Genomic DNA, 6634 nt, shown 5'->3' with positions numbered 1-6634 from the left:
TAACAAATACAGTCGACCACTGGATCAGGACAAAGCAGTACGTACTGACGATCATTTATATGAAGAGTTAAAGCGCCTGAAGAAAGAAAATGCTCGCTTGACCGAGGAGCGTGATTTATTAAAAAAGCAGCGGCGTACTTTGCCAAGGAACAACGGTGAAGTACGCATGGATCAAAGAACATGTTAACGAGTTTGCGGTCGACTCGATGTACTGTTTTATGGAAGTTTCTCGAAGCGCTTATTATGCCTGGCTGCATCGTGTCCAAACTAACAGGGAAAAGGATGATATTGAGCTAACGACAATTATCCGGGATGTTTTCAGGAACAGCCGTGCTACCTATGACACCCGGCGACTATAACCCTGAAACTGAGCAATTTCTTTCAAGGAAGGAGCAGTCAAGCATATATATTTTGTGGCAGAAACCAAGGGCAGTATGTTCTCCATGGAGCTTCGCGGAATTGAACATTGAGAACCCTAGTCGGAATGGAGAGGAATTTCTTTTGCCCGGGATCTCGTTGAAACTGTTTATCGAATATGATGAACATGATGACCTCTCAAACAGAGGCAACAAAGTGATCATGGATGTTGATCCTGACAACAAAGTAATTGTTCGCAAGCGTTCAGCGGCATTAATGAATTCCTTTAAAAATCACAACCAGGCATAGTCAGATTAATTCTGGCTTCATAACCCAAATGGATGATATCAGTCCTACCCGGCTTCGTTTATGTTATGTCAGGATGCCTGCCGATTAATGGGAAAATTGATCGGTACTGATCCCAACCATACCGTTACCATCATTGTGCTTTTATCAGCACGGTCAGCGCACCAGCCAGTCCCTCCACCACGCGCGCCATCTCGGTATAGTTGAGCTCCCATGGGGCGTCGCTCGCCCGGTGATAGTGCGGATAGCGATAAAATGCCGTATCGGTGACCATCACTGCCTGATAGCCCTGCCGCCAGAATGAGAGCTGATCGCTCCAGGAAACACCGGGCACGATGGCAGGGCTGGCCAGTGTCTCAAACGGAAAATCCGAGCTGGCAGCAAATGCTGCTGCGAATTGCTTGAGCGCATGGCGCGACTTGAGGTTGGAAACAAAGCCGATGAAATTACCCCGGTCAGGATAGAACCAGCGCATAAAGGGCGGATAGCTCTGACTGCCTGGCTCTTCGGAGTAACAACCGAGCATCTCGAGTGACAGCATCAGACGGATGTCATCATCGCGCTCACGGGCAGCGTGTGCGTAAATCTTGCTTCCCATCTCGCCGAAATAGAAAAACGGCGATTCTTCATTCACGAACGCCACCAGCCGCAGCGTGCGCTCAGGCTTGATATCACTAAAGAGCCGTGCGATCTCGATCAGAGCTGCCACACCCGAAGCGTTGTCATCTGCACCGGGGCTACCCTTCACGGTATCGTAGTGGGCACCAGCGAGCACGATCTCATTGGCCCGCGTGCTACCACCAATCTCGATCTCGAGATTCTCGCTCCATACACCGCCCGCATCATAGCCCTGTGCATGGACTTCATAGCCGAACTGGCTCCAGCTAGCACGGATATAATCAGCTGCAGCGTATAGCGCCTTTGGCCGCCATACATTGCGCTCGCCAATTTCACTGGCAAGCTTCTCGACATGTAGTTGCAAACGTTGTTCGAGTAATGATTTCATTTTGCTTTCCCTCCTATTTCCAAGTAAGGCCGCTCCCAAATTAACACCCCATCCCTCCATACTTTTCGCACCCGATGGAACGGCACGGTGTGTACTATGCCATCACCCTCCTCTGCCTCGAAGGTAAAGTGCTGCCCCGGCTCAATGTTGATCCGTTCGAGCGGCACACGCTTGAGCTGGTGCGCGACCTTATCCTCGTAGGCGAGTTCAAATTTCCCTTTGCCAAATTCGGGGTCCCAGCGGATGCGCGCCAGCAGTTCGTGTATCGGCATCATGGCTGTTTTCCGCATGTTCTCACGGTGACATACGCCAGTCCTGCCGCTTGCGCCAGCTCGAATCGCACTGGCAGGAACTGTTCGATCAGCCACATGGCGGTGCGCGCATGCAGCGAGACGCTGCGCGTACTGAATGATCCACCCTCTGCCAGCGCACAGTACACGAGGATCTGGTCAGCCGCATGCACATCGAGTGCAGCTCCCGCGGCAAGATCTGCGGCGAGTTCCTCTCCTACCGCCTCACCCAGTACTTCCGCAGGCACGCCGCGCTCTGCAATGCGCGCTGCGCCCAGCACTGTGTGTTCACCCTCGGTCCAGCAGACGATCGCCCCACCGGCGCCGTAGGCTGCTTCATGGCCGAGCAGCTGCGTCTCGATCTGCGCCCGGGCGCCGTAAGTGCCAAGCCGCTCAAGCGCCGCCTGCTTCATGCGTAACGCGATATGCTCAGGAAGATTGGCTACATGCGCTAAGCCATGGATTGCTTGCCTATATCCAGATGCATCGAACACTGTGGGAGCAAGTTTTGTCGGCTTTACTGCCAGCTCGATTTCCCCTCCGCCACGTGGGTAGTAGCCACGCCGCAGCACACACATGGTCACTTGAGCGCCAAGCCGCCCGACCAGCCGGATAAGTACCTCACGCAAGTAATCCGCGGCAGGTGCCTGCCGGACATCGGTGCCGCCGGTGATATGCACCTTGCAAGGCTGGTGCGCCGCCAGCATGACTGGCAGCAACGCCTGCAACACCAGCGTGATACTGCCGGCAGTACCGATATCAAAATGGTATTCGCCACCGCGCAGTGCGGCCGGTTCAAACGCAATTTCCCGAGAGTGCAAAGCTAGGCCGTCAATACTTGCCTCGCACAGCCGGCCCACTGCCTGCACGCCGGCAAGATGTTGCGGTGCCAAGCCCGGTTTATCACGCCGCGCACGGATATTGGCAATGTGAACTTTGATTCCGGTGATGGCAGACAACGCCACAGCAAGCCGCAGTAGCTGACCGCCACCCTCGCCATAGCCACCATCAATTTCGAGCATGGGTCAGCCCCATAAGGCATAGCGATGCGCGCCCGGCTTCAGATTTGGAATGCGTCTGGCAGCATCGACCATCACCCGCGCGCTGAATGCGGGCATATCAAAACGCCCTTCCAGCAGCAGGGTAGCATGCGCACCTGTTTGCTCCGTGCCGGTGCGCTCGAGCAAAATGCCCCGTCCTTCCTCTTCAAGCGCAGCGATGTTATCAACTTGGAACACGCATGTCTGCTCGCCAACAAACAGTGGATCAGCAGCGAGTGCAGCTTCGACCGCAGCGAGCGAGGTTTCTTTAGCGCCCTTGGCATGCTTCGCAAGTTCAACATAAACATAACGGGTTAATTGCCCCTGGGCATCGCGCGTCTCGGTGGCCAGCGCACCTTTCACACCTGGGATGCTTTCCACAGCTTCTGTGTGATGAAGGCTCGCCCCAGGCCGATTGGTGCGCTTGGTGCGGCCATCTGGAATCAGGATTGTAAACGCGCGCTCAAACAGCGGCAGTATGCCGGGGTTCCATCCCGCCCCAACAATGGCAGGTACATTATGGTGACGCGCTGCATCGCCAATCGCATCGTAATGCTTCTCGAGCACATGTCCTTCGAATATCGCACACTCAATGATCGGAATTCGTGCTTGCAGCATCTCGCGCGCAACGCCAAGGACAGCATCGGCAGGCACGCACACCAGCGCCACAGCAACCTGCTTCAGTTCACGCACATGAGTCACTACGGGCACCTGGCCGAGCGGCTCAGGCAATTTCATCGGTGAAGTCGGACGCCGCACAACCCCGGCTAACGTCAAATCATCCGTATTGCGCAACGCCAGCGCACAAGCGCGCCCCACCCGCCCGAAGCCGATAACTGCAATGTTTAGCTTTGCCATCTGCCCTCCCTCTCAGCCTAAGCCATCGCCACGTTAGAAACAGCGATAGCCTTGATATATGATTTCGCAACTGTCTGTCCATTCAGCTTGGAGAACAAGATAATCCCGGCGTGGAATTATCCGCTATATTGCTGAGTCCCTGCTGGAACAGCATCAGTCGGCTGCAACGCTCCTGTTAAGGCAAATTTGTACCTCCGAAATAGGTGCTCATCGCTAGGGTTTAATCTTCGTCCCCAGCACTTGCAGGAATTTGGCGAGCCAATCGGGATGGGCAGGCCAGCCTGGCGCAGTGACCAGCTTGCCATCGACGTGTGCCTGCTCCATCGGGATATCCACATACTTGCCGCCTGCGCGCGTGACATCCGGCCCCACCGCCGGATAAGCAGAACAACTCTTGCCCTCGATGACGCCGGCTGCCACCAGTAGCTGCGCACCGTGGCAAATGGCGGCAATCGGTTTATCTGCTTGCGCAAAGTGCTGCACCATTTTGATGACTTTTTCATTCAGGCGGATGTATTCCGGGGCACGCCCGCCTGGAATAACCAGCGCATCATAGTCTTCAGCCTTGATTCTGGCGAAAGTCGCGTTCAGCGTAAAGTTGTGACCAGGTTTTTCGCTGTAGGTCTGCTCTCCCTCGAAATCGTGTATTGCCGTACGCACGGTCTCTCCTGCCTTCTTGTTGGGACAGACGGCATGGACGGTATGTCCTACCATCGCAAGCGCCTGGAAAGGCACCATCACCTCGTAGTCTTCTACGTAATCGCCGGCCAGCATCAAGATTTTCTTTGCACTCATTAGGCACTCCTTTCTATTATGTTTTGTGCATTGTCTTTCTACTGGCTATTGTAGCGAATCGGCTGCGGCGTTGAATGACCGTAAATCAAACGATCGTCAATTTACCCCTGCACTTGTGGCCAACTCTGCGGCCAGCAAACCCAGCGAGCAATTGATCAAGTGCTGGGTGCTATGGATGGCTGCAACCAAGCAATAATCTAAGGCTTGAGGCCGGTTACGATGCTGTAATAACCGAAGGCTTTAAGGATTTGTATTTCAACAAATCCGATTTCCTTCAACATGGCAGACAACTCCTGACCGGAATATTGCTTGCCCTCAGTCCAGCCCATCATCATCATGCTGAATGCTGCAGAGGCAAAAGGACCGGTTTTATCATCGTTATAAAGCATTTCATGGATAATGATCCGTCCTCCTGATTCAAGGCTGTTGAAGCTTTTCGCTGTCAGAAAATGGCATTTCTCTGGCAGCCAATCGTGAAACATATTCGAGAAAAAATGAAGATCGGCTGCAGGCCAGTGATCTTGCCAAATGTTAGCCTCTGAGGTTTTGATGCGCTCTTGCAAGCTATACTGAACAATGTAGTTTTGAGCCATTTCACATACTTGCGGAAAATCCAAGATACGTGCCTGTAAATGGGGTATGCGCAAGGCAGCACCAATCGAATGCGCGCCAGAACCTCCGCCAATGTCAAGCATCATCTTGTGTCGGGAAAAATCCATGACTTGCGGCCAGACAAGCGCCGGCGTCATGCTGATACTGTGCATCCCGCAGGTAAAGCGGCGCAGCAACTCGATCTGCTCTTCATGCGATTTAAAAATATCACCACCGCCGTAAGCCTGAGGTGCATCGGTGAGAATTGCCTTCTCCAGCCCAGCAAAGGTGCTCACCTGGTAATTGTCGATCATCAGATCCCAGAAAAATCCGAAGTAGTTTGGACTGCTTTCGAGCAGATATTCTTCGCTAACTGGCGTCAGAGCATAGCGCCCTGCTTGCAAAGACAGAAAACCCAAGGCAGTCGCTGCAGTCAATATGGCCTCGGCCGGGCGCTGCTTAATATTCAGCGCTTCGCAAATTTCCGGCAAAGTACGCGCACCCTTGGCCAGGAGAGCAAAAACTTTCAACCGATGCGCCAGAAGCAGTGCTGGATAACCATAAATCGCAAATACCACATCCCAGACCGGACGGTCATCGACTTTTGGTATTTGAATGCCGGGTAAAGTATCTTGCGCCATCCCTCCTCCTTTTACTCCGCTTGCCTGGTAGCACCAGTCAAGCATCAGTATTGATTTATTAACAATTATTGGTTATTTGAGTTTCTATACTGCATCACGTAGCGGAAGTCTTCATGGCTTTATCTGCTTCAACCAGCCGCTTGATATTCTGCACCGTTCGCCCAGCGCCCTCTTTTATGGCAACACGGACTAATGCCTCGAAAGGCCGCATGACTACCAATAGCTCAAGCAGCTCGAAAGTAAACGTCAGCCTGGTTGATTTCATAGAATTGGCATCCTGCAATTTATAGGTACAGCGAAAGGGATCGGACACGCCAACCAGCGTTAAGCGCTCACCCGGTTCATAAGCAAAAATTTTAAAGCGGGATTCAGAACGGCGTCCCTGGTCGACGCGCACCTGCCGCCCCAACGTTCCCAGTTGCACTGGACCAGGCGTGAGCTGTTCCAGTTCTTTGACCTCTGGTGACCATTTGGGATAATTTTGAAAGAGATCGTCACCCAGATATTTGAATAAATCCATGGCCGAACATTCTACTAAAGTAGAAGCACTACCTATGACTGGTTCTGTAGAACCCAAGTTGAGCATGGAGCCTAAATTGAACATGTCGAGAGTCCTTTCTGGCTGGTTAATGTCCGACTCAGCATCTGTGAAAACAAAGTTTTGATAAACAAACGGTAGTTTCATAAATAAAGCTACCACACAGCGCTCATCACGATTTGTCCACAACTTCTGTGCTTATTGGCGACAAA

At 52.8% G+C, this 6634-nt stretch carries 9 protein-coding genes and 1 pseudogene; 3 read left to right on the top strand and 7 right to left on the bottom strand.

Translation table 11 applies throughout. From position 1 onward, the window contains the following. The 3 genes and pseudogenes from J5I83_RS01220 to J5I83_RS01210 all read left to right on the top strand — a co-directional run. Positions 1–187, top strand: a pseudogene (locus J5I83_RS01220) (hypothetical protein); the annotation flags it as partial. Continuing rightward, entirely contained in the window at positions 156–359 is a 204-nt protein-coding gene (locus tag J5I83_RS01215) for a hypothetical protein (protein WP_304052637.1), read from the top strand. The pseudogene J5I83_RS01220 and the gene J5I83_RS01215, both read left to right, overlap by 32 nt. Next, positions 340–666 carry a hypothetical protein gene (locus J5I83_RS01210; RefSeq protein ID WP_304052635.1) on the top strand — a complete coding sequence of 109 codons (327 nt, stop codon included), beginning with the start codon at positions 340–342 and terminating at the stop codon, positions 664–666. Before J5I83_RS01215 ends, J5I83_RS01210 begins: the two co-directional genes overlap by 20 nt. A gap of 130 nt (positions 667–796) precedes the next feature. Here J5I83_RS01210 and J5I83_RS01205 read toward each other — a convergent pair whose 3' ends face one another. The 7 genes from J5I83_RS01205 to J5I83_RS01175 form a co-directional block, all read right to left on the bottom strand. Beyond that, complete coding sequence (locus J5I83_RS01205) at positions 797–1708, bottom strand: M28 family peptidase (RefSeq protein WP_304052633.1); 912 nt, start codon at positions 1706–1708, stop codon at positions 797–799. Next, positions 1666–1944: a DUF504 domain-containing protein gene (locus J5I83_RS01200; protein WP_304052631.1), complete on the bottom strand. Its 279-nt coding sequence runs from the start codon at positions 1942–1944 to the stop codon at positions 1666–1668. Before J5I83_RS01200 ends, J5I83_RS01205 begins: the two co-directional genes overlap by 43 nt. Next, the gene (gene rtcA, locus J5I83_RS01195) at positions 1941–2981 is read right to left on the bottom strand and encodes an RNA 3'-terminal phosphate cyclase (protein ID WP_304052629.1); all 1041 of its coding nucleotides are present in this window, start codon (positions 2979–2981) and stop codon (positions 1941–1943) included. Before rtcA ends, J5I83_RS01200 begins: the two co-directional genes overlap by 4 nt. A 3-nt stretch (positions 2982–2984) precedes the next feature. Continuing rightward, entirely contained in the window at positions 2985–3857 is an 873-nt protein-coding gene (locus J5I83_RS01190; RefSeq protein ID WP_304052627.1) for an NAD(P)-binding domain-containing protein, read from the bottom strand. Positions 3858–4070: 213 nt separating this feature from the next. After that, a complete protein-coding gene (locus J5I83_RS01185) occupies positions 4071–4631 on the bottom strand; it encodes a DJ-1/PfpI family protein (protein WP_304052647.1) in 561 nt (186 codons plus the stop codon). A 218-nt stretch (positions 4632–4849) separates the two neighbouring features. Then, a complete protein-coding gene (locus J5I83_RS01180; RefSeq protein ID WP_304052625.1) occupies positions 4850–5929 on the bottom strand; it encodes a methyltransferase in 1080 nt (359 codons plus the stop codon). A 49-nt stretch (positions 5930–5978) separates the two neighbouring features. Beyond that, the gene (locus J5I83_RS01175; RefSeq protein WP_369683375.1) at positions 5979–6569 is read right to left on the bottom strand and encodes an SRPBCC family protein; all 591 of its coding nucleotides are present in this window, start codon (positions 6567–6569) and stop codon (positions 5979–5981) included. Positions 6570–6634 lie beyond the last annotated feature (65 nt).

This window comes from Nitrosomonas communis (genome assembly GCF_024102715.1).
GTDB lineage: Bacteria > Pseudomonadota > Gammaproteobacteria > Burkholderiales > Nitrosomonadaceae > Nitrosomonas > Nitrosomonas communis_B.
This window is presented reverse-complemented; position numbering and strand designations above follow the sequence as displayed.